We start from the raw sequence: 26,445 nt of genomic DNA, 5'->3' as shown, positions 1-26,445 counted from the left end.
AGGATCATCACCCTAGAATTCGCGGCGTGACGATGACTCAGTGGTGCGCAACGGCAACCGGCGTGCTCGCCGCCCTCGCCCTCGTGGCCACCGCGCGGTACCGCGCCGTGTCCGTCACCCAGCGCCGCCGCGCCGACCGGCTGCAGCGCGACCTCGCCCGACTCCAGGAGCAGCTCGGCGCCGAACTCTCCCGCCGCGGCGCCGAACTGGCCGCCGTCCAGCAGGAGCAGGAGCTCACCGCCTCCACCCAGCGGGCCTTCCTCAGCGTCGCCCGCCGCATCCTCGTCATGGCCCACGACCAGCAGGCCCTGCTCGACGAGATGGAGCGCACCCACGACGACCCGGCGCTGTTGGAGGGCCTGCTCAAGGCCGACCACGCCGCCGCCCAACAGGCCCGGCTGGCCCAGACCCTGGCCGTCCTGTGCGGCGCCCGGGCCGGACGGCACTGGCCCGAGCCGGTCTCGCTGGAGGACGTCGTGCGCGGCGCCCAGTCCCGCATCCTGCCGTTCCAGCGGGTGGTGGTGCGCAGCCGGATCGAGACCGCGGTGGTCGGCGCGGCCGCCGAGGCGCTGATCCACGCCATCGCCGAGCTGCTGGACAACGCCACCCGCTACTCCCCGCCCAGCACCCAGGTGTTCGTCACCCTGATGCCGGTGCACAACGGCGCCGTCATCGAGATCGACGACGGCGGCGTCGGCATGCCGGAACAGGCCGTCGCCAAGGCCGCCGCCGCGCTGGCCGGCGGCACCAGCCTGGAGGTCTCCCGGCTCGGCGAGGTGCCGCAGTTGGGCCTGGCCGCGGTCGGCCGGCTGGCCGAGCAGTACGGGTTCCGGGTCACCCTCAGCTCGGCGCCCTCGCCGTACGGGGGCGTCCGCGTCGTCGTGCTGCTGCCGAACGCCCTGCTCACCGAACCGCTGCCGCCGACCGTCCCCGGCCTCGGCTTCGGCCTGGACGACCGGGCGTTCGGCGCCGGCCCCCGGCCGACCGGACACGCCGCCGAACACCCCCTGGTGGAGACCCCGCCGACCGGCCGACCCCCTGCGGCCGCCGACACCCCGCCGCCGCTGCCCCGCCGGAGCCACCGGCGCGACCGCGCCAACCGCCCCGCCCAGCACGCCTCTCCCGCACCGCCGCCCGAACCGCCGTACCGCTCGGCCCAGGATGCGCAGGCGTTCATGGCGATGTTCCAGGCCGGGACCGCCAGCGGCCGATCGGCCGCCCGGGCCCAGGCCCAGCCCGACCCTTCCCTGCCCGCTTCCCCCCGACTTCCCCAGCGCTCCGGAGAGTTCCATGACCACCACCCCTGATCTCGGCTGGCTGCTCGCAGACATCGTCAACGTCCCCCAGGTCCAGCACGCCGTCGTCGTCTCCAACGACGGCCTGGAGATCGGCCGCAGCGCGAACATCGCGCGCGAGGACGCCGAACGGCTCGCCGCCGCCTGCTCCGGACTCCAGTCGCTGGCCCGCGGCGTCGCGACCGGCTTCGGCGGCCCGGGCAGCGCCACCCGCCAGATCATCATCGAGTACGGCGGCGGCTACCTGTTCATCGTCGCCGCCGGGGCCGGCGCGCACCTGGCCGTGGTGACCAGCGAGTCGGTGGACGCCGGTCTGGTCGCGTACCAGATGCAGGTCCTGGTCGAACGGATCGGCAGCCACCTCACCAGCCCGCCGCGGGTCGACCACGCGGCGGGGGGCCACCGGTGAGCGGGCCCGTCCGGCCCTACGTCATCACCGGCGGCCGCAGCCGGTCCACCCGAGCCGAGCTGGCCATCGAAAGCCTGGTCAGCGCGTTGGCCGAGGCACCGGAACTGCCCGAGCACGCGCTGCTCAACCGGGAGCACCGGCGCATCCTCGCGCTCTGCCACAGCCTGCTGTCCATCGCCGAGGTGGCCGCCCACCTGGGGCTGCCGCTCGGCGTCGTCAAGGTGCTGGTCGGCGACCTCTGGGACCTCGGCGCCGTCCAGGTGCTCCCGCCCGTTCCGCAGGCCGAACGCCTGCCCGCAACCCTTCTGGAAGAGGTGCTCGTTGGCCTCCGCCAACTCCGCTGAAGCCGCCCCCGAGGCCACCTCCGGCCTGCCCGCCGAGCCGAGGTACCTGCCGTCCTCGGTCCAGGGCGCGGTGAAGATCCTGGTCACCGGCCCGTTCGGGGTCGGCAAGACCACGCTGGTCGGCTCGCTCAGCGAGATCACCCCGCTGCGCACCGAGGAGACGATGACCGCCGCCAGCAGCGGCATCGACGACCTCACCGGCCGCGGCGACAAGACCACCACCACGGTCGCGCTGGACTTCGGCCGGATCACGCTCAACCCCCGGCTCGCGCTGTACCTGTTCGGCACGCCCGGGCAGCAGCGGTTCCGGCCGCTCTGGGACGACCTGTCGCGCGGCGCGCTCGGCGCCATCGCCATGGTCGACCTGCGCCGCCCGGACGAGAGCTTCGACGTGCTCGGCCGCCTGGAGGAGCAGCGCATCCCCTTCGCCGTGGCGGTCAACACCTTCCCGGACACGCCGAGTTACCCCGAGGACGAGCTGCGCTCGGCGCTCGACCTGCTGCCGGAGGTACCGATCCTGCACTGCGACGCCCGCGACCGGCGGCAGTCCTACGACCTGCTGATCGACTTCGTGGACCACCTGCACCGCAGCTCGCTCCTGGAGCTCCAGGGATGACCGCGCCCGAACCCGGCACCGCCTCCCCCGGCTGCCCGGTCCCGCACGGCGGCGGTCTGCCCGTCGGCGTCCCGCTGACCCCGCTGTACGGCGCCGCCGTGGCGGAGGACCCGCACGGCCTGTACGCCGAGCTGCGCCGGCGCTACGGCCCGGTCGCGCCGATCGAGCTGGAGCCCGGGGTCGAGGCCTGGCTCGTCCTCGGCTACTCCGAACTGCTCGAACTCACCCGCAACGAGGCGCTGTTCTCCAAGGACTCGCGCCGCTGGCGGGTGCCCGCCGAGGGCCGGCTGGCCGCCGACTCCCGGCTGCTGCCGATGACCTCCTGGCGGCCGACGCTGCTCAGCCTGGACGGCGCCGAGCACCAGCGGCTGCGTGCCGCCGTCTCGGACACCCTCGCCCAGATCGACCACCGGCAGCTGCGCGAGACCACCGAGGCCTGTGCCAACGACCTCATCGACAGCTGGGGCCCGGACGGCACCGCCGACCTGATCGCCCAGTACGCCCGCCCGCTGCCGCTGCTGGTCTTCACCCAGCTGGTCGGCCTGCCCCGCGAGGCCGGGCCCCACCTGGTCGAGCTGATCAGCCACTTCGTGGACAGCGGCCCGAAGTCGGTGCGCGCCAGCGCCGAGTTCCAGGCGATCCTGGTCGACCTGGTCCGGCGCCGCCGGGCCGCCCCCAGCGCCGACCTCACGTCCTGGCTGCTCGCCCACCCGGCCGCGCTCACCGACGAGGAGGCGGTGCACCACCTGGTGGTGATGCTGGTCGCGGGCAACGAGACCTCCATCAACTGGACCGGCAACACGCTGCGGCTGCTGCTCACCGACCGCCGGTTCCGGGCCACCCTCACCGGCGGGCGGCTCACCGTCTCCGACGCGCTGGAGGAGGTGCTCTGGCGCGACCCGCCGACGCAGAACTTCCCGGGCCGCTGGGCCACCGGCGACACCGTCCTCGGCGGCCAGTACATCAGCGCCGGCGACATGCTCGTCCTCGGCCTGGCCGCGGCCAACGCCGACCCGGCCGCCCAGGGCCTCGCCTCGGCCGCGCAGGGCTCGCTCGGCGGCAACCGGGCCCACCTCGCCTGGGGTGCCGGACGGCACGTCTGCCCGGCCCAGCACCCGGCCCGGATCATCGTCGAGACCGCCGTCGAGACCCTGCTGCACCGCCTGCCCGACCTCCAACTCGCCGTCCCGCCGAACGATCTGGGCTGGCGTCCGTCCCCCTGGTCGCGGGCCCTGCTCGGTCTGCCCGTGCTGTACAGCGCCTTCACCCCGCCCCGCCCGCCAGCCCCCGAGAGGCCCGCATGGACACCGCCGTCGACCCCCGACCCGAGCCCGTCAGACTCGACCCCTTCGGACGCGACCAGCACCGCGAGAACGCCCTCCTCCGGGCGGCCGGCCCCGCGGTCCTGGTGGAGCTCCCTGGCGGGGTGGTGGTCTGGGCGATAACCCACCACGACACCCTGCAGGCGCTGCTCGCCGACCCCCGGGTGGGCAAGAACGCCCAGTTGTGGACGGCCTTCCGGGAGGGCCGGCTGCCCGAGGGCTGGCCGCTGCTCAACTTCGTCACCGTGCCCGGCATGGTCACCGCCGACGGCGAGGACCACCGGCGGCTGCGCGGTCTGGTCAGCCAGGCCTTCACCCCGCGCCGCATAGCCGACCTGGCGCCCGCGATCGAGGCCCGCACCGTCGCGCTGCTCGACGAGGTCGCCGAGCTGGACGGCGAGTTCGACCTGCGCGAGCACTTCGCCTACCCGCTGCCGATGCAGGTGATCGGCGAACTGCTCGGCCTGGCGCTGGAGCAGCAGGACGAACTGCACGAGCTGTCCGACACCCTGGTCTCCAGCTCGGCCACGCCGGCCGCGGCCGCCGCCGCGCAGCAGGCCCTGTACGCGCTGCTGGCCTCCGTGGTGGCGGCCAAGCGGGCCGAGCCCGGGGACGACCTCACCACCGACCTGATCTCCGCCCGCGAGGCCGGGGACCGGCTCAGCGAGGCCGAACTGGTCGGCACCCTGCTGCTGATGCTGGTCGCCGGGCACGAGACCACGCTCAACCTGATCACCAACGCCGTCCGGGCCCTGCTCGCCCACCCCGACCAGCTGCGGCTGGTGCTGTCCGGCGAGCAGTCGTGGTCGGCGGTCGTCGAGGAGACGCTGCGCTACGACTCGCCGGTCGGCCAGTTCCCGCTGCGCTACGCGACCGAGGACATCGAGGTCGGGGACGTGGTGATCCGGCGCGGCGAGGCGCTGCTCGCCTCGTACGCGGCGGTCGGCCGGGACGCCGCGCACTACCCGGACGCCGACCGCTTCGACATCACCCGGCAGCCCAACCGGCACCTGTCGCTCGGCCACGGCCCGCACTTCTGCCTCGGCTCCGGGCTGGCCCGACTGGAGGCCGAGACCGCGCTGCGGCACCTGTTCGGGCGGTTCCCCGGGCTGGCCCTCGCCGAGGGCGAGAATCCGGAGCCGATCGGCTCCTTCATCAGCAACAGCGTGCGAACCCTGCGGGTGACGGTCTGAGCCGTCCGGTTACCTGAAGGCGGCCCGGGTCGTTCGGCAGTGCATGAAGAAACTCGCCACCCTGGCCGCCCTCACCATGGCGGGCCTCGCGCTCGCCGCCCCGGCGGCGTCCGCCACCACGCAGACCGCGAGCTCCCCGGACGCCACCGGGGGCCTCACCGACGGCCTCAACCTCTCCCCGGCCGACCTCGCCATCCACGCCGCCGGCGAGCTGCCGGTGGTCGGCCACGCCGCCCAGGGGGTGGAGGCCGTCGGCACCAACCAGATGAGCCACCCGGGCCTCAGCGGGCAGATCGGCTGAGGCCGGGGCCTGGGCGACCGGACCGGGCCGACCGACCCCCGTACGGTCAGCCGTCCGGCCGTCCCAGGTCGGCCCGGGTCAGCCCGGGAAGAGTCCGTTCAGCTCCTGGTAGGTCAACCCGCCGTCGAGGGCGGTGTACGTGCCGCTCGCGTACACCTCCTCGGCGGCCCGGCGGACCGCCGCGTACGCCACCTTGGCCAGACCCGGTCCGAGGCTGATCCGGGCCACCCCGAGCTCGGCCAGCTCGGCGACCGACGGGCTGCCCGGGGCGGCCAGCACGTTCAGCGGCGCCGGGACGGCCGCGACCAGGGCGGCGATCGTCTCCGGGTCGGCCACGCCGGGCACGAACACGCCGTCCGCGCCCGCCTCGACGTACGCCCGCAGCCGGCGGACGGCCTCGTCCAGCCGGCCCTCCGGCGCGCCCAGCCCGCGCAGGAACACGTCCGTGCGGCCGTTGACGAAGGCCGGGACGCCGAAGGCGTCCGCCGCCGCCCGGGCCGCCGCGATCCGCTCGGCGGCCTCCTCCAGCGGGCGCTCCTCGTCCTCCAGGTTCACCCCGACCGCACCGGTGGCGAGCAGCGCGGTGACGGTCTCGCCGACCCCGGCGGCGGTCGCCGCGTAGCCGCTCTCCAGGTCCGCGGTGACCGGCAGGTCCACCGCGCGGACCACCTGCGCGGTCCGCGCCAGCACCTGTTCGCGGTCGCCGCCGCCGCCGTCCGGGCTGCCGAGCGACCAGGAGACGCTCGCGCTGGCCGTCGCCACCGCCCGGGCCCCGGCGGCCGCCACCAGGCGGGCGCTCGCCGCGTCCCACACGTTCGCCAGCACCAGCGGGTCGCCCGGGCGGTGCAGGTCCCGGAGCAGCCGGGCCCGCTCCTGCTGGGTGCCCACGTCCGCGCGCCTCACTTCGCGGCCGGGCTGAGCCGGGAGGCCACGCCGATCCGGTTCCAGGCGTTGATGGTGGCGATCAGCGCGATCAGCTGGGCCAGCTCGGTCTCGTCGAACTGGGCGGCCGCCTCGGCGTAGACGGCGTCCGGCACGTGGCCCTGGGTCAGCAGGGTGACCGACTCGGTGAGGGCCAGCGCGGCCCGCTCCCGGGCGGTGAACCAGGAGGTCTCGCGCCAGGCCGGGAGGGAGAGCAGCCGGTGGTCCCGCTCGCCGTTCTTCACGGCGTCGGTGGAGTGCATGTCGATGCAGAAGGCGCAGCCGTTGATCATGGAGGCGTGCACCTTGACCAGCTCGGCGATCGTGGGGTCGATGCCCTGCCGGGAGGTGCGGTCCACCGCGACCATGGCCTGGTAGTAGTCGGGGGCCAGGCTGAACAGCGAGAGGCGCTGGTCGGGGGCCGGGACGGTGGCTTCGGTCGTCACATGCTCGTTCGTCGTCATGAGACCAGCCTAGGAGCCGGGTGGACCTCTGCCCTGGTGCATTCGGGCCGCGAAACCCTGGGCCACTTCGGCCCGCGCCCGACCGTCCGCCGAGTGTGGCACGGCGGGCGCGGAAAAGGGAGGCCCCGGGCGCGGACCCGCACTCCCGGCACGCAAACAGGAGTGCGAGGATCGACGGCGGGGGCACCACCGCGAGCGTCCCCGCCGGGCGAGCTCAGGGGGCCAGGATCGTGTGTACGGCGTTCGTCAGCATCGAACCGGGGGCGGCCGTGCCGGTGCTGCTCCTCTCCGTCCGGGACGAGTACCTCGGGCGGGCCTGGCTGCCGCCGGAGCACCACTGGCCGGACCTGCCCGGCCTGGTCGGCGGACTGGACCTCGCCGCCGGCGGCACCTGGCTGGCCGCCGACCCCGCCCGGCGGGTCGCCGCCTGCCTGCTGAACGGCTTCGGCCCGCCCGCCCCCGCCCACGCCCGGCTCTCCCGCGGCGAACTGCCGCTCACCGCCGTCCGGGACGGCGGGATCGGCCACCTCGACCTCACCCCCTACGACCCCTTCCACCTCGTCCTGGTCCGGCCGGACGGCGCCCGGGTCGCCGGCTGGGACGGCGGCCGGCTGGAGGAGCGCGAACTGCCGCCCGGCCTCAGCGTGGTGCTCAACGACGGGCTGGAGGGCATGGCCGCGAACCGGACCGCCTCCGAGCGGGTCCGTTCGCTGATGGCCGCCCGTGCCGACCACTTCCGGGCCCGCCTCGCGGCCGCGCCCCGGCCGGAGCCGACCGGCGACGGGCCGGCCGGGCAGGCCTGGGGCGCGTGGCTGCCGATCGTCGCGGGCGACGGGCTGGCGCTGGACCACGACGCGGCGCTGATCCAGCGGCGGGACTTCGGCGACGGGCGGATCTGGGGCTCCTCCTCGATCTCCCTGCTCGCCCTCGGACCGGAGGGGCTGCGGTACGACTTCACCCCCGCGCCGGTGCCCGCCGACGGCGGGGCGTGGCGGCGGGTGGCGCTCGGCCGAGCCGGCGGGGTGTCGTAGAAGCACTTGAACCTGACGCAGCGGGAGGCGGCATCGTGGGCATCCGTCGACGCCCGAGGAGGCCCATGATGAACCGCTCCCGCCTGGCCGTACTGGTGTCGGCCGCCGTGCCGGTGATCGGCACCGCGCTGGCCGCCACCGCCGTCCTGCTGCTCAGCGGCGCCGCGCACTGGACGGTGTCGTCCACGACGCTGCTGGCCGCCGGGGTGCACCTGCTGATCGCGTACGCCCGGATCGTGCACGCGCCGGGCGGCTGACGGCGACTGGCCGGGGCCGGTGCCGGGGCCGGTGGCGGTGGCGGTGGCAGTGGCGGCCAGACGTCCGCTCGATGAACTTCTGGCGGCGGGGCTGCCGGGCGTCTACATGCCCGTAGTAGCTTCGCGGGGGCTCCCCCCGGATTCAGACCCCCGAGCGAAGGTGCGCGATGTCCACCCTGACCTACCCGGAAGCGATAGGCGTCGGCCTGCTGCAGGGTGTGACGGAACTCTTCCCGGTCTCCAGCCTGGGCCACAGCATCCTGCTCCCCGCCCTCATCGGCGGGAAGATCCAGCAGGACCTCGACATGACCGCCGAGGGCTCCTCGTACCTCGCCGTCCTGGTCGGCCTGCACCTGGCCACCGCGCTCGCGCTGGTGGCGTTCTTCCGCAAGGACTGGGTCCGGGTGATCGGCGGCCTGCTCAGCTCGCTCCGCCACCGCCGGGTGCAGAGCCGGGACGAGAAGCTGGCCTGGCTGCTCGTGATCTCCACCATCCCGGTCGGCGTGGCGGGCCTCGCCCTGGAGAAGGCGCTGCGGGCCGCGCTCGGCAAGCCCGTCCCGGCCGCGATCTTCCTCGCCCTCAACGGGCTGGTGCTGCTCGGCGCCGAGCGGCTCAAGCGCGGCGGCACCGGCCGCCGACGCGCCGGGCGCGCCGCCCCGGCGGGCGAGGAACCGGGACTGGACCCGGCGATCGCCTCCGACCACCGACTGGCCCGGCTCAGCTTCGTCCAGGGCGCCTGGATCGGCGCCGCCCAGATCCTCGCGCTCTTCCCCGGCATCAGCCGCTCCGGCGTCACCATGAGCGCCGGCATCCTGCGCGGCCTGCACCACGAGGACGCCGCCCGGTTCTCCTTCCTGCTCGCCACCCCGGTCATCCTGGCCGCCTCGGTGCTGAAGGTCCCCGAGCTGTTCAAGCCGGAGAACTCCACCGTCCTCGGCCCGGTCGTCGCCGGCAGCATCGCCGCCTTCGTGGCCGGCTACGTCTCGGTGCGCTTCCTCACCAAGTACTTCGAGACCCGCAGCCTGACGCCGTTCGCGGTCTACTGCTTCCTGGCCGGCGTCGGCAGCGCGGTCTACCTGTCGGTCTGACCGGCTCTCACGACTGCGCCAGGACGCGGGCGAGCTCCACCGGCTGCGAGAACATCGGCCAGTGCCCGGTGGCGAGCTCCACCAACCGCCACCGCTCGCTCCCGAGCAGCTCGACCACCACCGGCGGCGGCTCCGGCCAGTCCAGCAGGCACTTCACGTACGTCGCCGGGAGCTCCCCCAACGGGCGCGCCAGCGCGGCCGGTTCGGTCAGCGAGGCGCCCGGGTGCGGGGTCATCCCGGCGACGATCCGGGCGATCTGCCCCGTCGTCAGCCCCTGGTCGGCGAACTCGGCGGCGGGCAGCGGCGCCCAGAACCCGCCGTTCGCCGCGACCGCCGCCGCCAGCGCGGTGGGCTCCGCCCCCTGGTCGGCGAAGGACTCGCCGTCCACCGGCACGTTGGCGTCCACGAAGACCACCCTGGTCAGCCGGGCCCCGATCCGCTCCGCGGCCTGCCCCGCCGGGATGCCCGCGTAGCTGTGCCCGACCAGGACGACGTCCCGCAGGTCGAGCCGCTCCACCTCGGACACGATGTCCGCCACGTGCGTGTGCTGCCCGGCCGGCCCTCCCCGCTTCTCCGCCAGCCCGGACAGCGTCAGCGGATGCACCGCGTGCCCCGCCGCCCGCAGCTCCGCCGCGACCTCGTCCCACGCCCACCCGCCGAGCCACGCACCTGCGACCAGTACAAAGTTCGCCATGGGCGGCACGGTAGCGCGCGGGCGTGACAACCGGGCCCGTCCGGCGGGGTGCCGGACGGGCCCGATCGGGACGGCCGGGCCGGGAGCCCGGGTCGGACGGTCAGCCGGTGAGGCCCAGGGCGGCCAGCCGGGTCGGGTCGGTGAGGACGTCCAGGGCGGTGATGCGGCCGTCGTGGATCGTGAAGGACATGACCGAGAGCGGGCGGCCGTCGGCGAAGGAGACCACGCCGGGCGAGCCGTTGACCAGGACCGGCCGGCCGTCGGCGGCGAAGCGGGCGAAGGCGATCGCCTGGCCGGCCACCTCGGCCGCGCCGCGGCGCAGCGCGCTCGGCACGAGCGCCCCGCCGTCGGAGCGGGCCACCACCTCGGGGTCGAGGACGGCGAGCAGCGCCTCGAAGTCGCCGCCGCGCGCGGCGCGCAGGAAGGCGTCCACCACCTCGCGCTTGCGGGCGACGTCGGAGTCGGCGGCCGGGGTCGCGCCCTGGACCCGGCGGCGGGCGCGCCTGGCCAGCTGCCGGGTGGCGGCGGAGGTGCGTCCGAGGATCGGCGCGATCTCGTCGAAGGGCACCTCGAACAGGTCGTGCAGGACGAAGGCCAGTCGCTCGACCGGGCCGAGGGTGTCCAGGACGACCATCAGCGCGATCCCGACCGAGTCCGCGACCAGGACCTCGTGCACCGGGTCCAGCGTCGACAGCCCGCTGACCACCGGGTCCGGCAGCCGGACCTGCCCCTCCTGCTCGGGCAGCGGGTCCTCCCGGCGCGAGGTGCGGGAGCGCAGCTGGTCCAGGCAGACCCGGCCGACGACCGTGGTGAGCCAGGCCCCGAGGTTCCGCACCCCGCTCACGTCGGTGCGGCTCAGCTTCAGCCAGGCCTCCTGCACCGCGTCCTCCGCCTCGGCGAGTGAACCCAGCATCCGGTAGGCCACCGCCCGCAGTTGGGCCCGTTCCGCCTCGAAGCGCTCGGCCAGAAGACTTTCCTCGCTCACCTGTCACATCCTCGCGTCGGGATCCGTCGGTTCAGTGACGGACGCTAGCCGACGAAGCGGCGCGGACCGTGACCACCGCCCGGCGGCCGGACCGCCGCCCGCGGGATAATCCGGGGGACGGACCCGCGACCGCCCCCGTACAGAACGGCCCCCATGAGCAGCTCCTGGACCTCCTTCGGCGGCGACCTGCACCTGGACCTCACCGAGCGGCGCGCCGCCGGTACCGGGCTGCGGGCCGCCCTGGAGGACGCGCTGCGCGAGGCCGTCCAGGACGGGCGGCTCGCGCCCGGCACCCGGCTGCCGTCCTCGCGGGCCCTCGGCGAGGACCTCGGGATCGCCCGCAACACCGTGGTCGAGGCGTACGGGCAGCTCACCGCGGAGGGCTGGCTCACCTCCCGGCAGGGCTCCGGCACCACCGTCGCCCAACGGACCGCGCCCGGCCCGGGGCGGCGGACCGCCCGTCCGGCGGCGGAGCGCCGGACCGTCCGGCACGACCTGATGGCCGGCCGGCCCGACCTCTCGCTCTTCCCCCGCACCGCCTGGCTCGCCGCCGCCCGGCGCGCCCTCGCCACCGCGCCGCACGAGGCCCTCGGCTACGGCGACCCGCTCGGCCGGATCGAGCTGCGGCAGGCACTCACCGACTACCTGGCGCGGGTCCGCGGCGTCCGCACCGACCCCGACCACCTGCTGATCTGCACCGGCGTCGCCCAGGGCCTGGGCCTGCTCTGCGCCGCCCTGCGGGAGCGCGGCGCCCACGCCCTCGCGGTCGAGGAGTACGGGCTGCCGCCGCAGCACGACGTCGCCCGGGCGGCCGGGCTGACCACCGTCCCGCTGCCGCTGGACGGGGCGGGTGCCCGGGTCGAGCGGCTCGACGCCCGCTGCGGCGCCGTGCTGCTCACCCCCGCCCACCAGTTCCCCACCGGCGCGCCGCTGGCCGCCGACCGCCGGGCCGCCGCCGTGCGCTGGGCGCGCGAGCAGGACCGGTACGTCGTCGAGGACGACTACGACGGCGAGTTCCGCTACGACCGGCAGCCGCTCGGCGCGATGCAGGCGCTCGACCCGGAGCGGGTGGTGTACGCGGGGACGGCCGCCAAGAGCCTCGCGCCGGGCCTGCGGCTGGCCTGGCTGGCACTGCCGGACGCGCTGGTCGAGCCGGTGGCCCGGCTGAAGTCGCTGGCCGACACGATGTCCCCGGTGTTCGACCAGCTGACCCTCGCCGAGCTGATCACGTCCGGGACGTACGACCGGCACGTCCGCCGCTGCCGGCTGCACTACCGGCGCCGGCGCGACCGGCTGGTCGCCGCCCTCGCCGAGCACGCCCCGCACGTCCGGGTCACCGGTATCGCCGCCGGGCTGCACGCCGTGCTCCAACTGCCGCCCGGCTCCACGCCGGAGACCGAGCTGCTGGCCCGCGCCGGGGCCGCCGGGCTGGCCGTCAACGGCCTGTCCTGGCACCTCGCGGACCGGTCCGCGCCCGCTCCGGACGCCGCCCCGGCCCTGGTGATCGGCTACGCCACCCCGCCCGAGCACGCCTTCCAGGCCGCGCTGGACGCCCTGTGCGAGCTGCTGCGCGAGAGGTGAGCGGCGAGAGGTGAACGCCGGGCGGTGAGCGGCTACTTGTTGCGGTTGCCCAGCTCGAACAGCAGCATGATGAAGCCGGCGAAGGCGTGGATGCCGGCGGTGTAGATGACCAGGCGGATGCCGACGCGGCGGTTGGCCCACTTGCCCGCGTCGATGGTCTTCGCGACGGGCTTCGCGGCGGGGGCCGGGGCGTCGGCCTCAGCGGCCACGGCGGCGGCCTGGACGGGGGTGGTGGGATCGGCCATGAGGGATCTCCTCCAAGGTTTCTGACGACGGGTCAGTGGTTCGCGGCGGGGCCGCCGAGGCAGAGTTCACCGCCGGGGCTCTGCAGCAGGGTGTGGACGAAGAGCAGTTCGACGCCGTCCGGCGCGTCCGCGGCGATGCAGTGCGGGGTGAGCGAGTCGAAGTGGGCGGAGTCTCCGACGTCGAGGTGGTGGACCCGGTCGCCGAGGGTCAGCCTGAGCCGGCCCTGCAGGACGTACAGCCACTCCTCGCCGGGGTGGACCCGGACCACCGCGTCCTGCACGCCCGGGGGCACGTGGACGCGCAGCGCCTGCATGGCGCGGCCGGGGGCGCCGGCGCGGCGGTAGCCCCAGCCGCCGGCGCGGCCGGGCTCGATGGCGCCGCCGCGGACGACCGGGTCGGGTTCGGCCATGGTCTCGCCGAGCAGGCCGGAGACGGAGGTGCCGTAGGCCCGGGCGAGGCCGAGCAGGACGGGCAGGGAGGGCTGGCGGCGGCCGGTCTCCAGCCGGGACAGATAGGCTGGGGAGAGTCCGACCCGCGCGGAGGCGACTTCGAGAGTCAGGCGACTGCTGAGCCGGTGTTCCCGGAGGCGGGCGGCGAGGCCGGCCACCTCCTGGTCGTCGAGGCGGTCTCCCGGGGCGGCGTCCCCGGTCGGGCTGGTGGTCATGTGACCAGTGGACACCCGCCGTGCCGCTCGGGCAAGAAATTTGCCTCAGAGGCAAGAGAACCGTCAGCGGGCCTCACGGGCGCGGGATGTTGCGCAGGTTGCTGCGGGCCAGATCGACCATCCGCCCGACCCCGCCGGAGAGCACCGTCCGCCCGGCCGCCAGCGCGAAGCCCTTCAGCTGGGCGGCCGTGATGCGCGGCGGGATGGACAGCGCGTTGGGGTCGGTGACCACGTCCACCAGGGCGGGCCCGGGCTGTTCCAGCGCCTCCGCCAGCACCTCCCGGACCCTCGCCGGCTCGGTGACCCGCTTGGCCGGGATGCCCATCGCCCGCGCGATCCCCGCGTAGTCGACGTCCCCGTTGTCGATCTCGAACTCCGGGTAGCCGGAGACCAGCATCTCCAGCTTGATCATGCCGAGCGCCCCGTTGTTGAAGACGACGGTCTTCACCGGCAGCCGGTGCTTGGCCACCGTCAGCAGTTCGCCGAGCAGCATGCCGATCCCGCCGTCACCGGCCATCGCGATCACCTGCCGACCGGGGCAGGCCAGTTGGGCACCGATGGCGTGCGGCAGGGCGTTGGCCATCGAGCCGTGCAGGAAGGAGCCGATCACCCGGCGGCGGCCGTTGGGCTGGAGGTAGCGGGCGGCCCAGACGTTGTTCATGCCGGTGTCCACGGTGAACACCGCGTCGTCGGCGGCCACCTCGTCGAGCACCGAGGCGACGTACTCGGGGTGGATCGGCAGGTGCTTCTCGATGTCCCGGGTGTAGGCGCCGACCACGCCCTCCAGTGCCCGGCAGTGCTTGCGCAGCATCTCGTCGAGGAAGGAGCGGTCCTGCCGGGCGTCCAGCAGCGGCAGGACGGCCCGCAGGGTGGCGGCGACGTCGCCGTGGACGGCCAGCTCCAGCGCGGTGCGGCGGCCGAGCCGGGTGGCGTCGTGGTCGACCTGGACGGTGTGCACCTGCGGCAGGAAGGAGTCGTACGGGAAGTCGGTGCCGAGCAGCAGCACCAGGTCGGCGGAGTGCAGGGCCTCGTGGCAGGAGCCGTAGCCGAGCAGGCCGCTCATGCCGACGTCGTACGGGTTGTCGTACTGGATCCACTCCTTGCCGCGCAGCGAGTGCCCGACCGGCGCGTTCAGCGCCTGCGCGGCCGCCATCACCTCGGTGTGCGCCCCGCGCACCCCCGCGCCGCAGAACAGTGCCACCTTGCGGGCCGCGTTGAGCAGCCGGGCCAGCTCCTGCACCTGGGACCAGGGCGGCGCGGCGACGGCCTGCTCGGTGAGGAAGTGGCTCGTTCCGGTCGGCCCGGCGGCGGAGAGCGCGGCGACGTCCCCGGGGAAGGCGAACACCGAGACGCCGTGCGAGCCGAGCGCGTGCTGGATGGCGATCCGCAGCAGCCGGGGCAGTTGGGCGGGGGTGGAGAGCATCTCGCACCAGGTGCTGCAGTCGGTGAACACCCGCTCCGGGTGGGTCTCCTGGAAGAAGCCGGTGCCGATCTGCCCGGACGGGATGTGCGAGGCGAGCGCCAGCACCGGCAGGCCACTGCGCTGGGCGTCGTACAGGCCCTGGATGAGGTGGGTGTTGCCGGGCCCGCAGGACCCGGCGCAGACCGCGAGCCGACCGCTGAGTTCGGCCTCGGCGGCGGCCGCGAAGGCACCGGCCTCCTCGTTGCGCACGTGCACCCAGCTGATGCCCTCGGCCCGCCGGATCGCGTCCACGACCGGGTTGAGGCTGTCGCCGACCACCCCGTAGACCCGCTCGACCCCGGCCTGCCGGAGCACCTCCACCATCTGTTCGGCCACGCTCGCCACGGGTGCTCTCCATTCGCCGGCCGCTCGCCGCTCGCCGCCGGGCGCTCAGGACCGAGGCCGCCGGCTGCCGCAGGACACCTGCACCCTCCGGCGCCCGGGCCCGCTCCGCACCCGGAGCGGGCCCGAACAGGTGAACGGCTACTCCGCCGCCAGGTGATCCGCCCCCTGCCCGACCTTGCCGCTGACCAGGCCCGCCTGCGCCTGCCGCCGCGCGGGCTCGCGGCCGGGCGGCTGGCCGCACCGCTCCTGCGCCGGCGGCATCGTGGTCGGCAGGGTGACCGGCGCCCCGGCCTTCACCTGCACCTCCTCGCCGTCGTGCCGCAGGTGGAGCACCTCGCCGCGGCGCAGCGTGTACGTCGTCCCCTCGTGGGTGATCTGGACGCCGAGCAGCTGCCCGTGGACCATCAGCGAGAAGCCGAGCTTCATCAGCCCGGCCGGCAGCCGGGGCCGGAAGGACAGCGTCTCGCCGTGGTCGCGCAGCCCGCCGAAGCCGGCCACCAGGGCGATGCAGGCACCGGCGAGCGAGGCCATGTGCAGCCCGTCGCGGGTGTTGCCGCCCAGGTCCTGCAGGTCCATCAGCGCCGCCTCGGCCGTGTAGTCGTACGCGAGGTCGAGCTGGCCGACCTCGGCGGCGATCACCGCCTGGGTGCACGCGGAGAGCGAGGAGTCGCGGACGGTGAGGCGCTCGTAGTAGGTGAAGTTGCGAGCCTTCTGCTCGTCGGTGAAGGCGTCGCCGCGGACCTGCATGGCGAGTACCAGGTCCGCCTGCTTCACCACCTGCTTGCGGTACAGGTCGAAGTACGGGTAATGCAGCAGCAGCGGGTACTTCTCGGGCGGGGTGTGCTCGAAGTCCCAGACCTGGTGGTGGGTGAAGCCGTCGGCCTGCGGGTGGACGCCGAGGTCCTCGTCGTAGGGGACGTACATCGCGGCGGCGGCGTCCCGCCAGGCGGCGGTCTCCTCGGTGTCGACGCCGAGTTCGCCGGCCTCGTGCGGGTGGCGGGCGGCGGCCTCGGCGGCGGCTCGCAGGTTCGCCTGCGCCATCAGGTTGGTGTACACGTTGTTGTCGGCGACGGCGCTGTACTCGTCCGGGCCGGTGACGCCCTCGATGCGGAACTTCCCGGCGACGTCGTGGTGGCCGAGCGAACGCCACATCCGGGCGGTCTCCACGAGCAGTTCGAGCCCGTACGCGCGCTCGAACTCGGCGTCCCCGGTGGCCCTGACGTAGCGGACGACGGCGGCGGCGATGTCGGCGCCGATGTGGAAGGCGGCGGTGCCGGCCGGCCAGTACCCGGAGCACTCCTCGCCGCGGATGGTCCGCCAGGGGAACACCGCACCGGCCAGGCCGAGTTGGGAGGCCCGCTCGCGGGCCAGCGGGAGCGTGGTGTGCCGCCAGCGCAGGGCCTGGTTGACGGCGCCGGGCAGGCAGTAGGTGAGCACCGGCAGGACGAAGGTCTCGGTGTCCCAGAAGCTGTGCCCGTCATAGCCCGGGCCGGTCAACCCCTTGGCGGGGATGGCCCGTTCCTCACTGCGGGCGCCGGCCTGCAGGACGTGGAAGACGGCGAACCGGACGGCCTGCTGGAGCTCGACGTCGCCTTCGATCTCGATGTCGCTGGTCTCCCAGAACTCCTTGAGGTAGTCGGCCTGTTCGGTGACGAGGCCGTCCCAGCCGGTGTACCGGGCGGCGGTCAGCGCGGCCTCCACCTGGTCCCGGACGGCGGGCAGCGAGCGGGTCGCGGACCAGCCGTAGGCCATCAGCTTGACCAGCCGCAGCCGCTGTCCGGGCCGGAGCACGGTGGTGATGCTGATCCGGCAGTGGTCGGCCTCGGCCTCGGCGACGGTGTCGAGCTCCTCCGGGCCCTCGATGACGTGGTCCATCCCGGCGGCGACCCGGATACCGCTGTAGCGGGTGCGGTGCACCAGGACGGCCTTGCTGCCGCTCGCGTGGTGCGCCTCGGGCAGCAGCGGCGCCTCCAGGACTGCCGAGGCCCGCGGGTCGCCCTCGGGGCCGCCGGGCAGCTGCTCGTTGGCGACCAGCTCGGACTGGAGCACGATCCGCACCGGCCCGTCCACCGCCTCGACGCTGTACTCGACGGCGGAGATCGCGCGCTGGGTGAGCGAGACCAGCCGGGTGGAGCGCACCCGGATGGTCCGGCCGGCCGGGGAGGTCCACTCGGCCTCCCGGTGCAGCAGCCCGTCCCGGAAGTCCAACCAGCGCTTGTGGCGGACGAGTTCGCCGTAGCGCAGGTCGAAGGGCTCGTCGTCGACCAGCAGCCGGATGATCTTGCCGTTGGTCACGTTGATGACGCTCTGGCTGGACTCCGGGTAGCCGTAGCCGCCCTCGCCGTACGGCAGCGGGCGGAGCTCGAAGACGCCGTTCAGGTAGGTGCCGGGCAGGCCGTGCGGCTCGCCCTCGTCCAGGTTGGCGCGCAGCCCGATGTGGCCGTTGGAGAGCGCGAGCACCGACTCGGCGCGGGCCATCGAGGTGAGGTCCAGGCCGTGCTCGGCGATCTGCCAGGGGTCGACGGTGAAGTTGTCCACGCCGGTCATCGGACGTCGTCCTCCTGCAGCAGTTCGGCGAGGTCGTCGACGACCACGGTGGCGCCGTCCCGGCGCAGTTCGGCGGCCTGGCCGGTGCGGTTCACCCCGACGACGGCCCCGAAGCCGCCGGCCCGGCCGGACGCCACCCCGGCGAGCGCGTCCTCGAACACGGCGGCGTGCGCGGGCTCCACGCCGAGGGTGCGGGCGGCGTACAGGTAGGTGTCGGGGGCGGGTTTGCCCGGCAGGCCCTCGCGCCGGGCGACGATGCCGTCCACGATCACGTCGAACAGCTCCGCGATGCCCGCCGCCCGCAGCACGTCCCGGCAGTTGGCGCTGGAGGACACCACGGCGCTGGGCAGCCCGAGCGCGCGCAGCCGGCGCACGTACGCCACCGAGCCGTCGTACGGCTGGACGCCCTGCTCGCGGATCATCCGCAGCACGGTGTCGTTCTTGGCACGGCTGATCCCGTGCACGGTACGGGCGTTGGGCGGATCGGCCTCGGTGCCCTCGGGCAGGTCGACGCCCCGGCTGTGCAGGAACGCCCGGGTGCCGTCGAGTCTCGGGCGGCCGTCCACGTAGGCGTCGTACTCGGTGACGGCGTCGAAGGGGACGAACTGCCCGCCGGTGCGGGCGGCTTCGGCGCGCAGGAAGGTGTCGAAGGTGTCCTTCCAGGCCGCGGCGTGCACCTTGGCGGTCTGGGTGAGGACCCCGTCGAGGTCGAAGAGGAAAGCGCGGATGTCGTCCGGTAGCCCCAGCATGGGTGCAGTCTTACCCGCGAACGCGGGGAAGCCGCCCATTTCCCGGCGGCGCGTCGCGGGAAGGGCGGCTTCCGGTCACCCTCGGGGTGCCCCCGGTGTCAGGGCGAGTCGGGCATCTGCGCCTCGGCGGCCTCCGCCACCGCGAACACGGCGCCCTGCGGGTCCTGGACGACCGCCATCCGGCCGGACTGCATGTCGAACGGCGGCTGGATCACCGAGCCGCCCGCCTTGACCAGGGCGTCCACGGTGGAGTCGGTGTCGTCCACCGAGAAGTACGGCATCCAGTGCGAGGGCGTGCCCGCCGGCAGGTACCCGGGGATCGGCTGCATGCCGCCCACCGTGCGGTCGCCGACGTTGAGCGAGAAGTAGCCGTCCATGCCCTGGATGGTCGCCGGGCGCAGCCCCAGCGCCGGCAGGTAGAAACGGCCGGCGGCGTCGGTGTCGGCGGTGTTGAGCTCGTTCCAGACCAGCGCGCCGGGCTCGTTCACCACGCCCGCGCCGATGAAGTCCATCGCCTGCCAGACGCCGAACACCGCGCCGGTCGGGTCGGCGGCGACCAGCATCCGGCCGATCACGCCGACGTCCATCGCCGGGTAGAGGATCGTGCCGCCCTGCTCGGCGATGGCGGCGCCGGTCGCCTCGGCGTCGTCCGAGGCGAGGTAGGTGGTCCAGCCGACGGGCGGCAGCGGCTGGCCCTCGGGCGCGGACCGCGCCATGATCCCGGCGACCGGCCTGCCGTTGAGCATGCACACGGCGTAGCCGCCGAACTCGGCCGGCCCGACCTCGCCCTGCCAGCCGAACAGGTCGCGGTAGAAGTCGAGCGCGGCCTGCTGGTCGCTCGCCATCAGATCGATCCAGCACGGGGTGCCGGGCTTGTACGGAGCGGTCACTACGGGCATTGCTGGGCCTCCCGAAGGCAGTGGTCGCCGGCGTGGCCGCCGGGGCGGGCGGATCCGGGGCCGCCCGGTGCCGGGCGTCCGGTGCCCGCCGTCGGCGCGAACGGCGGTACACCGCCACCATCGGCCCGCCGCCGCGATCCCGCCACCGGACGGCGCCCTGGCGGGCGACGGTCACCGTCCGCTCACGCCTCGTCGTGCCGCCGGGCCGTGACGAAGTACGGCTGCGCCTTGCCGCTCTGCGCGTAGTCCTTGAGCCGCACCAGCAGTTCGGCCCAGGTGCCGGCGACCATCGGGACGCCCTCCTCGCTGCCCGGCTGCCAGCCGCCGTGCCGGAACAGCAGCCGGGTGCGCCCGGGCTCGCCGGGCTGGTCGGCGAGGTCCCAGCTGATCCAGGTGCCGGCCCAGTGCGGCGGGAAGGCCCCGGCGTTGGTCCACACCACCCGGTCCTGGTCGGCCCGCTCGCGGCGCAGCCGGAACGGCTCCGGGACGTCGGGGAAGTCGAACAGCAGGACGTCGCCCTCCCGGTCCACGGCGGTGGTCCACCAGCTGGTCAGCCCGTCGTGCGTGTTGAGCGCGGCGAGGACGACGTCCCGGGGTGCGGCGACGTCGATCTGCAGGGCGATCTCGGGCATGGGGTCCGCCTTTCGGTGCGCGCGCCCCCTCGTCCCCGTGTCGGGCCCCTCCCGGGTCCTCCCGGCCACCATGGCACGACCCCCGGGCCCCCGCGCCCTGGAGGGCGCCGGCCCGGGGGTCGTCCCCGTGTCACGGTGCGGTCAGCCGCCGCTGCCGTAGGTGGTGTTCGCGCAGATGTCGTCGTCCGCCGAGCGGGCGTCGTTGGTGACGGTGGTGGGCAGCGGCGCCGGGGGCGTCGGGGCGCCCGTGGCCGTACCGCTCGCCGCCGCGCCGGTCGTGCCGCCCGCGCCGGGGGCCGTGACGCCGTTGGCCGCGGCGAAGTCCTTGCCGACGATCAGGGTCACGCCCGGCGAGTTGCCGGCCTCGACGCTGGCGCCCGGGAACAGCGCGGCGACCTTCTCGGCGTTCGCCTTCTGCCCGGCCCCGTACTCGACCATGGTGGTCCTGTACTTGGTGCTCGCCGCCTGGCCCGCCGTGGTGGCGGCGAACTTGGCGGCCTTCAGCTGCTCGGTCGCCTTGCCGGCCAGGCCGTTGCCGAGCGTCCCGTTGTAGACCGCCACCTTGATCGACGCGTTGCCGGCGTCCGAGGCCGGTGCGGCGGGCGTGCTGGGCGCGGCCTGCTGCGGCGCGGTCTGTGCGTCCGGGCTGGCGGGGGCGTCCGGCTGCTGTCCGGTGGCGTTCTGCCCGTCGATCGTCCGGTCCGCCTTGAGGGTCTCCCAGAGCTTGTTGGAGTCCGGCTGGATCAGGTCGATGTTGGCGTCCTGGGTGCGGTAACGCCAGGGCGCCGTCACGAACTTGAGGTCGTGCATGTCGATGTTCTTCAGCGACAGGCCGAACGAGAGCAGCTTGTCCGCGGAGGCCAGCCCCGGGTCCACGGTCAGCGACTTGGTGGCGGCGTCGGCCAGCGGCAGCAGGTTGGTGGGGCTCAGCCCGTCCTTCTTGACCTTGGTGGCGAGCGAGCTGAGGAAGGCCTGCTGGCGCTTCATCCGGCCGATGTCGGAGCCGTCGCCGATGCCGTGCCGCAGGCGCACGTAGTCGAGCGCCTTCTGGCCCTCCACGGTCTGCTTGCCCTGCGGCAGGACGAGGTCGCCCTTCTTCTTCAGGTTGGGGTTGATGTCCCCCTCGTAGATCGCCTTCGGGAGGCAGACGTCGACGCCGTTCACGGCCTTGGTCATCGAGGCGAAGCCGTTGAAGTCGACCACGATGGTGTGGTCGACCCGGATCCCGGTGAGCTTCTCGATCGTGTTCTGGGTGCAGGCCGGGTTGCCGTCGTCGCTGCCGCCGGTCGAGAACGCCGCGTTGAACAGGTCGGTGCCGCCCTTGGTCCACTTGCCGTTGGGGAGCTTGCAGGACGGTATCTGGACCATCGCGTTGCGCGGGATCGAGATGCCCACCGCGTGCTTGTGGTCGGCGTAGACGTGCAGCAGGATCGTGGTGTCCGAGCGGGCGCCGCCGTCCTCGCCGCCGCCGAGGTCGGCGTTGTTCTTGCCGCGGCTGTCCGAGCCGATCAGCAGCACGTTGACCGGCTTGTTGCCGTCCGCGTCCGCCTGCGCCTCCGGCGGGCGGTCGGTGGCTATCGCGTCGCCGTCGAAGGACTTGATGTTGGCGTTCAGCTTGAAGTAGATCGCCCCGCCGGCGCCCGCGATCAGCACCAGCACACCGGCCGCCGACCACGCCACGATCTTCTTCACGTTCCGCTTCGGCTTGCGGCTGTTGCGCGCCGCCGCCCGGCCGCCGCCGGCCGCCGCCTCCGACCGGCCGCCGTCCTTGCCGTCCTTGCCGCTCTTGCCGCCGTCCCGGCCGCCGTCCTTGCCGCCCCGGCCGCCGCCCTTGCCCTGAGCGGCACGCCGGGCCTCCGCCCGGCCGCCAGTGCGCGGCGGCGGCACGGCTCCGCCGCCCTCCGTCGTGAGCGCGCCGGGCTCGTTCTCACCCCGAGCCGGGCCCTCGCCCCACTGACCTGACATGCGCGTACCTTTCACCGACGGAAGCGACGCCCCGGACGATCTGGCGCACCGCACACAGGGAGACGGCCGAAACCGCTCCCAGGTTGCACATACGAACGTTGATACAAACCGACCAACGTGGCTTCCGATCATATTTTGGCCCGACGTGATCACCGACCTCCGGTACACCACCAGCCACGGCCGCCATCGCCCAATCCCCCTACAGAACACCCGAAACCAGCCGATTCCAACGTGACCTACACCACGTCCGCCACGCACCGGCAACCCCACGAGACACCAAACGTCACACAAGCACCCCCGTCCGACCGGCCCGGGGGTTTTCCTCCCCCCGCCCCTGGGGCTGCCCCCGTTTCTCAAGGCCCGTTCGCTAGACCACACTCATCACCATGACCACCGACACCGCGGGGACGCCGACCGCGCAAACCCGGCCGCCGCAGCCAGCCGGACCACCGGACACCGCCCAGTCCGGCACCGGCGGCAGCGACTTCGCCCAACTGAGCCGCCGGATCACGGCCGAGGGCCTGCTCGACCGGCGCCCGGTCTACTACACCGTCCGCGCGGGCCTCGTCCTCGCCGCGTTCCTCGGCGGCTGGTGGGCCATGTTCGCCCTCGGCGACACCTGGCTCCAACTCGCACTGGCCGCCGCCATGTCCATCGTCTTCGCCCAACTCGGATTACTGGCACATGACCTGGCCCACCGCCAGGTGTTCACCGGCCGCCGGGCCGGCGAGATCGGCGGCCGCATCGTCGCCAACCTCCTGATGGGCATGAGCTACGGCTGGTGGATGAACAAGCACACCCGCCACCACGCCAACCCCAACCACGAGGAGCGGGACCCGGACGTCTCCCCCGACCTCGTCGTCTGGTCCCAGCGCCAGGCCCGGCAGGCCAGCGGCCTCGCCCGCTTCATCGGCCGCCGTCAGGCCTTCCTCTTCTTCCCGCTGCTCCTGCTCGAAGGCCTCAACCTCAGCTTCAACAGCTTCCGCGCGCTGCGCAGCCCGATCATGAAGCGCCCGTACCTGGAGGGCGTCCTGCTGGTCGTCCACTTCGCCGCCTACCTCGGGCTGGTCTTCGCGGCCCTCCCGGTCGGCAAGGCCTTCGCCTTCCTCGCCATCCACCAGGCCCTGCTCGGCGTCTACCTCGGCTGCGTCTTCGCCCCCAACCACAAGGGCATGCTGATGGTCACCCCGGGCATGCGGCTCGACTTCCTCCGCCGCCAGGTCCTCACCTCCCGCAACGTCCGCGGCGGCTTCTTCCTCGACGCCCTGATGGGCGGCCTCAACTACCAGGTCGAGCACCACCTCTTCCCGAGCATGCCCACCCCGGCCCTGCGCCGCGCCGCCCGGATGACCCGCGCCTTCTGCGCCGAGAAGGAGATCCCCTACTACGAGACCGGCCTCTTCCGCTCCTACCGCGAGATCCTCGCCCACCTCCACCACACCGGCGCCCCCCTCCGCACCCCGGCCTGACCCACCCCTCCGGTCCCACGACGGGCGGCCCACCCGCCCGCACCCCGAAGACCCAGCGGCACCCCGGCAGCACGAACAGCCGGGGTGCCGCTGTCACTCTCGTGCACGACCCGTCCGGCGGGAACCGAGCACCTTCGCCACCGGCCTCGCCGTCATCGCGCTGACCGTCGGACCGCACCGCCTGCCCAAGTCCCCTGCCCGACAGGCGTCCTGGCCTCACGTCCACCGGCCGGACCGCACCCGCGAGGCTCGAACGCAACAGCACCCCGGCCATGAACCCCGGCCGGGGTGCTGCAGGACGTACACACCGGAGAGCCATCTCTCCCGGTGGGCCACCAGGGGCTCGAACCCTGAACCTACGGATTAAAAGTCCGCAGCTCTGCCAATTGAGCTAGTGGCCCGCGGCCCCGGTCCCGGTCGGGGAGGGCCATCGTGATCCTACCCGGTGGGGCCCAGGGCTCCGCCAGTGGATAGCGCGGGCGCGCCGGGGGTGGGGAACGGGGTGTAGTGGGCGGCGCGGACACGACGGAGCCAGGATTCGACGGGGCGCGGGTCGGGGGCGGCCGGGAGGACGCCGGGGCGGGCGAGGCGGTCGGCGGCGTCGGCGAGCAGGGATTCGGCGACAGCGGGACGATCGGCGATGCGTTCACCCAGGTCGCGGACGCGTTCGGGGTCGGGGAGGCGGACCAGGTTGCGACCCGTCTCGTGCAGACGGACGGCCTGTTCGACCAGCCGGACCAGGTGCCGGGCGTGCTTGGCGGCCCGGCGGCGGGTGGCCGGGTCGGTGGTGTCGCGGGTCAGCAGTTTGCGGAACTGCTGCTCTGCGTAACCGAGATAGGCCTTCCGGACGGCCGGCGCGCTGAGGAAACTCGAGCGGATCTCGACCAGTTCACCACCGAGCGGGGTGCGGATCTCGTACAGGTCGTCCGGCAGCCAGACGAGTTCGGAGGCGGTCGGGTTGCAGGACAGCGCCAGGCGGCACCACTTGGCGGCCTCGTGCAGGGTGACGTCGGGCCCGGTGGTGACGTGCGACTCGGCCGGTCGGTGCAGGCCGTGCAACTCCTCGGTGGGGGCGGCGTACAGGCCGAGCCGGTCGATGTCGGAACCGGCGTGGGCGAAGCCGTACGCGGTGGAGCCAACGACGCCGGCGAGCAGCACGGTGCCGGGCGCGGTGCCGGGCGCGGTGCCGGGCGCGGCGGGTGCGGCGGGTGCGGCGGACATCGTCGGGCTCCTCTCGGCCAGGCGGGCGGTGGCGACGCCGGTACCGCATCCTCGCCGGTCCGGGCCGCGCCGGGCGAATGATTTCCGCTCCGGGACGCTGTCCGGCCGGAGCGCCGGGTAGCGTACCGGCCATGTCGACCACCCACTCCGACGAGGTCCTCCTGGTCACCGGCGCCGGCCGCGGCATCGGCGCCGCCACCGCCCTGCTGGCCGCCCGCCGCGGCTACCGGGTCTGCGTCAACTACCGCACGGACGAGGCCTCGGCCACCGCCGTGGTGGACGCGATCCGGGCCGAGGGCGGCACCGCGCTCGCCGTCCGGGCCGACGTCACCCGCACCGCCGAGGTGGAGCGGCTGTTCACCACCGTGGACGCCGAACTCGGGCTGCTCACCGGCCTGGTGAACAACGCCGGCACGCTGGAGAAGCAGTGCCGGCTGGAGGACATCGACGAGGACCGGCTGAACCGGATCTGGGCCGCCAACATCACCGGCCCGTTCCTGTGCGCGGCCCAGGCCGTCCGCCGGATGTCCACCCGGCACGGCGGCCGCGGCGGCGCCATCGTCAACGTCTCCTCGGCCGCCTCCCGGCTCGGCTCGCCCAACGAGTACGTCGACTACGCGGCCGCCAAGGGCGCCGTCGACTCGATGACCCGCGGCCTCGCTCTGGAGGTCGCCGCCGAGGGCATCCGGGTCAACGCCGTCCGCCCCGGCCTGATCCACACCGGCATCCACGCCCTCGGCGGCGAGCCCGGCCGGGTCGACCGGGTCGCCCCCGGGCTGCCGATGCAGCGCGGCGGACGGCCGGAGGAGGTCGCCGAGGCGATCCTCTTCCTGCTCTCCCCGGCCGCCTCGTACACGACCAACGCGTTCCTGGACGTCTCCGGCGGACGCTGAGGCGGGTTCCGGGCGCCCGGGGCGGTACCCCGGGCGCCCGGCGCTGATCCAGCACCGATGCGAGCCGGCTCCGGGTCGGCGGCCGGCGGACGCTGAAAGGCTCCCTCCGGTTTCCTTCCGCGGCCCGCTCCCCGCCCGTACGGTGGGGCCATGACCGACGCCTTCATCGACATCCCCGGTGTGCGCAACTTCCGTGACGCGGGCGGGATCGGCGCCCTGCGGCGGGGCGTGCTCTACCGCTCCGGTTCCTTCCACACCCTCACCGAGGAGGGCGCCCGGCGCCTCAAGGACCTCGGCCTGCGCACCGTCCTCGACCTGCGCAGCCCGGTCGAGCTGGAGGTCTGGCCCGACCTGCGGCACGGCCTCGACCTGGAGTCCCTGAACCTGCCGACGCTGCCCGCCAACCGCGAGGACGTCGACCAGCCCTGGCCCGAGGACCAGGCCGCCCTCTACCCCTTCATGGCCGAGCACGCCGGCCCCTCGCTCGCCGCCGTCGTCCGCCGTCTGGCCGCCCCCGGCGGGCTGCCCACCGTCGTGCACTGCGCCGTCGGCAAGGACCGCACCGGCCTGACCATCGCCGTCCTGCAGTCCCTGCTCGGCGCCTCGGAGACGGACGTCACCGCCGACTTCCTGCGCTCCAACGTCGGCCTCGGCCTCGACCAGGGCCCCACCCCGTACCTCGACGAGACCGGCACCGAGCGCATCTCCCGTCCCGTCGGCGCCGAACTGCTCGCCTCCGCCCTCGGCTGGATCCGCGCCCGGCACTCCTCCATCCCCGCCTACCTCCGGGCGCACGGCGTCACGGAGGAGGAACTGACCGCCCTGCACGCCAACCTGTCAGCCTGACCCTGC

At 74.2% G+C, this 26,445-nt stretch carries 27 protein-coding genes and 1 tRNA gene; 14 read left to right on the top strand and 14 right to left on the bottom strand.

The window, feature by feature from the left end:
* Window positions 1-32 precede the first annotated feature (32 nt).
* The 7 genes from ACIO5E_RS09205 to ACIO5E_RS09175 are packed head-to-tail and all read left to right on the top strand — an operon-like array spanning window position 33 to window position 5,480.
* A complete protein-coding gene (locus ACIO5E_RS09205; protein WP_400665370.1) occupies window positions 33-1,307 on the top strand; it encodes a sensor histidine kinase in 1,275 nt (424 codons plus the stop codon).
* Window positions 1,291-1,704 carry a roadblock/LC7 domain-containing protein gene (locus tag ACIO5E_RS09200; protein ID WP_400665279.1) on the top strand — a complete coding sequence of 138 codons (414 nt, stop codon included), beginning with the start codon at window positions 1,291-1,293 and terminating at the stop codon, window positions 1,702-1,704. The genes ACIO5E_RS09205 and ACIO5E_RS09200 overlap by 17 nt, the downstream gene beginning before the upstream one ends.
* Window positions 1,701-2,048, top strand: coding sequence for a DUF742 domain-containing protein (locus ACIO5E_RS09195; protein WP_400665278.1), 348 nt, complete (start codon window positions 1,701-1,703; stop codon window positions 2,046-2,048). The genes ACIO5E_RS09200 and ACIO5E_RS09195 overlap by 4 nt, the downstream gene beginning before the upstream one ends.
* 25 nt (window positions 2,049-2,073) lie before the next feature.
* Window positions 2,074-2,664: an ATP/GTP-binding protein gene (locus ACIO5E_RS09190; protein ID WP_280674120.1), complete on the top strand. Its 591-nt coding sequence runs from the start codon at window positions 2,074-2,076 to the stop codon at window positions 2,662-2,664.
* Entirely contained in the window at window positions 2,661-4,109 is a 1,449-nt protein-coding gene (locus tag ACIO5E_RS09185; protein ID WP_400665276.1) for a cytochrome P450, read from the top strand. Before ACIO5E_RS09190 ends, ACIO5E_RS09185 begins: the two co-directional genes overlap by 4 nt.
* Window positions 4,073-5,179 (top strand): cytochrome P450, encoded by a 1,107-nt coding sequence (locus ACIO5E_RS09180; protein WP_400665275.1) that lies wholly within the window; start codon window positions 4,073-4,075, stop codon window positions 5,177-5,179. Before ACIO5E_RS09185 ends, ACIO5E_RS09180 begins: the two co-directional genes overlap by 37 nt.
* A 43-nt stretch (window positions 5,180-5,222) precedes the next feature.
* The gene (locus ACIO5E_RS09175; RefSeq protein WP_400665273.1) at window positions 5,223-5,480 is read left to right on the top strand and encodes a hypothetical protein; all 258 of its coding nucleotides are present in this window, start codon (window positions 5,223-5,225) and stop codon (window positions 5,478-5,480) included.
* 78 nt (window positions 5,481-5,558) lie between these two features.
* Here ACIO5E_RS09175 and ACIO5E_RS09170 read toward each other — a convergent pair whose 3' ends face one another.
* Window positions 5,559-6,368 (bottom strand): isocitrate lyase/phosphoenolpyruvate mutase family protein, encoded by an 810-nt coding sequence (locus tag ACIO5E_RS09170; protein ID WP_400665271.1) that lies wholly within the window; start codon window positions 6,366-6,368, stop codon window positions 5,559-5,561.
* 11 nt (window positions 6,369-6,379) lie between these two features.
* Window positions 6,380-6,865 carry a carboxymuconolactone decarboxylase family protein gene (locus ACIO5E_RS09165; protein ID WP_400665269.1) on the bottom strand — a complete coding sequence of 162 codons (486 nt, stop codon included), beginning with the start codon at window positions 6,863-6,865 and terminating at the stop codon, window positions 6,380-6,382.
* A gap of 230 nt (window positions 6,866-7,095) precedes the next feature.
* Between ACIO5E_RS09165 and ACIO5E_RS09160 the strand changes: the two genes are divergently transcribed.
* From ACIO5E_RS09160 to ACIO5E_RS09150, 3 genes are all read left to right on the top strand, one after another.
* Window positions 7,096-7,896: an NRDE family protein gene (locus ACIO5E_RS09160; protein WP_400665267.1), complete on the top strand. Its 801-nt coding sequence runs from the start codon at window positions 7,096-7,098 to the stop codon at window positions 7,894-7,896.
* 68 nt (window positions 7,897-7,964) lie between these two features.
* On the top strand, window positions 7,965-8,153 hold the full coding sequence (locus ACIO5E_RS09155; RefSeq protein WP_400665265.1) for a hypothetical protein: 189 nt from the start codon (window positions 7,965-7,967) through the stop codon (window positions 8,151-8,153).
* A 167-nt stretch (window positions 8,154-8,320) separates the two neighbouring features.
* The gene (locus tag ACIO5E_RS09150) at window positions 8,321-9,241 is read left to right on the top strand and encodes an undecaprenyl-diphosphate phosphatase (protein WP_400665263.1); all 921 of its coding nucleotides are present in this window, start codon (window positions 8,321-8,323) and stop codon (window positions 9,239-9,241) included.
* A gap of 7 nt (window positions 9,242-9,248) precedes the next feature.
* Here ACIO5E_RS09150 and ACIO5E_RS09145 read toward each other — a convergent pair whose 3' ends face one another.
* Window positions 9,249-9,935: an alpha/beta fold hydrolase gene (locus ACIO5E_RS09145; RefSeq protein ID WP_400665261.1), complete on the bottom strand. Its 687-nt coding sequence runs from the start codon at window positions 9,933-9,935 to the stop codon at window positions 9,249-9,251.
* Between the two features lie 100 nt (window positions 9,936-10,035).
* Window positions 10,036-10,920 carry a sigma-70 family RNA polymerase sigma factor gene (locus ACIO5E_RS09140; RefSeq protein ID WP_400665259.1) on the bottom strand — a complete coding sequence of 295 codons (885 nt, stop codon included), beginning with the start codon at window positions 10,918-10,920 and terminating at the stop codon, window positions 10,036-10,038.
* A gap of 153 nt (window positions 10,921-11,073) precedes the next feature.
* On the opposite strand from ACIO5E_RS09140, the gene ACIO5E_RS09135 reads away from it, so the two are divergent.
* A complete protein-coding gene (locus ACIO5E_RS09135) occupies window positions 11,074-12,501 on the top strand; it encodes a PLP-dependent aminotransferase family protein (RefSeq protein WP_400665257.1) in 1,428 nt (475 codons plus the stop codon).
* Between the two features lie 32 nt (window positions 12,502-12,533).
* Here the strand turns inward: ACIO5E_RS09135 and ACIO5E_RS09130 are convergent, their stop codons facing one another.
* The 8 genes from ACIO5E_RS09130 to ACIO5E_RS09095 all read right to left on the bottom strand — a co-directional run bounded on the left by ACIO5E_RS09130 (window position 12,534) and on the right by ACIO5E_RS09095 (window position 22,010).
* Window positions 12,534-12,746 (bottom strand): DUF6126 family protein, encoded by a 213-nt coding sequence (locus ACIO5E_RS09130; protein WP_400665255.1) that lies wholly within the window; start codon window positions 12,744-12,746, stop codon window positions 12,534-12,536.
* A 32-nt stretch (window positions 12,747-12,778) separates the two neighbouring features.
* Window positions 12,779-13,411 (bottom strand): XRE family transcriptional regulator, encoded by a 633-nt coding sequence (locus tag ACIO5E_RS09125; protein WP_280674068.1) that lies wholly within the window; start codon window positions 13,409-13,411, stop codon window positions 12,779-12,781.
* A 73-nt stretch (window positions 13,412-13,484) separates the two neighbouring features.
* Window positions 13,485-15,197, bottom strand: coding sequence for a pyruvate dehydrogenase (locus tag ACIO5E_RS09120; RefSeq protein ID WP_400665368.1), 1,713 nt, complete (start codon window positions 15,195-15,197; stop codon window positions 13,485-13,487).
* A 159-nt stretch (window positions 15,198-15,356) separates the two neighbouring features.
* The gene (locus ACIO5E_RS09115; RefSeq protein WP_400665253.1) at window positions 15,357-17,765 is read right to left on the bottom strand and encodes a glycoside hydrolase family 65 protein; all 2,409 of its coding nucleotides are present in this window, start codon (window positions 17,763-17,765) and stop codon (window positions 15,357-15,359) included.
* The gene (locus ACIO5E_RS09110; RefSeq protein WP_400665251.1) at window positions 17,762-18,514 is read right to left on the bottom strand and encodes an HAD family hydrolase; all 753 of its coding nucleotides are present in this window, start codon (window positions 18,512-18,514) and stop codon (window positions 17,762-17,764) included. Before ACIO5E_RS09110 ends, ACIO5E_RS09115 begins: the two co-directional genes overlap by 4 nt.
* Window positions 18,515-18,612: 98 nt before the next feature.
* Window positions 18,613-19,413, bottom strand: a complete 801-nt coding sequence (locus tag ACIO5E_RS09105) for a VOC family protein (RefSeq protein WP_400665249.1) — start codon at window positions 19,411-19,413, stop codon at window positions 18,613-18,615.
* 182 nt (window positions 19,414-19,595) lie between these two features.
* A complete protein-coding gene (locus ACIO5E_RS09100; RefSeq protein ID WP_400665247.1) occupies window positions 19,596-20,045 on the bottom strand; it encodes an SRPBCC domain-containing protein in 450 nt (149 codons plus the stop codon).
* 141 nt (window positions 20,046-20,186) lie between these two features.
* The gene (locus ACIO5E_RS09095; protein WP_400665245.1) at window positions 20,187-22,010 is read right to left on the bottom strand and encodes an LCP family protein; all 1,824 of its coding nucleotides are present in this window, start codon (window positions 22,008-22,010) and stop codon (window positions 20,187-20,189) included.
* A gap of 386 nt (window positions 22,011-22,396) precedes the next feature.
* Here ACIO5E_RS09095 and ACIO5E_RS09090 point away from each other — a divergent pair, with 386 nt between their 5' ends.
* A complete protein-coding gene (locus ACIO5E_RS09090) occupies window positions 22,397-23,479 on the top strand; it encodes a fatty acid desaturase family protein (RefSeq protein ID WP_400665243.1) in 1,083 nt (360 codons plus the stop codon).
* A 328-nt stretch (window positions 23,480-23,807) separates the two neighbouring features.
* On the opposite strand, the gene ACIO5E_RS09085 is transcribed toward ACIO5E_RS09090, so the two are convergent.
* Both ACIO5E_RS09085 and ACIO5E_RS09080 read right to left on the bottom strand, forming a co-directional pair.
* A tRNA-Lys gene (locus ACIO5E_RS09085) sits at window positions 23,808-23,880 on the bottom strand.
* A gap of 37 nt (window positions 23,881-23,917) precedes the next feature.
* Entirely contained in the window at window positions 23,918-24,700 is a 783-nt protein-coding gene (locus ACIO5E_RS09080; RefSeq protein ID WP_400665241.1) for a DNA polymerase beta superfamily protein, read from the bottom strand.
* A 131-nt stretch (window positions 24,701-24,831) separates the two neighbouring features.
* On the opposite strand from ACIO5E_RS09080, the gene ACIO5E_RS09075 reads away from it, so the two are divergent.
* Complete coding sequence (locus tag ACIO5E_RS09075) at window positions 24,832-25,593, top strand: SDR family oxidoreductase (protein ID WP_400665239.1); 762 nt, start codon at window positions 24,832-24,834, stop codon at window positions 25,591-25,593.
* 150 nt (window positions 25,594-25,743) lie between these two features.
* The gene (locus ACIO5E_RS09070) at window positions 25,744-26,439 is read left to right on the top strand and encodes a tyrosine-protein phosphatase (protein WP_400665237.1); all 696 of its coding nucleotides are present in this window, start codon (window positions 25,744-25,746) and stop codon (window positions 26,437-26,439) included.
* Window positions 26,440-26,445: the final 6 nt, after the last annotated feature.

Origin of the sequence: Kitasatospora sp. NPDC087314, from assembly GCF_044744365.1 — a bacterium.
GTDB lineage: Bacteria > Actinomycetota > Actinomycetes > Streptomycetales > Streptomycetaceae > Kitasatospora.
The sequence above is the reverse complement of the archived record's forward strand: the minus strand, read 5'-3'. Positions and strand labels throughout refer to the sequence as shown.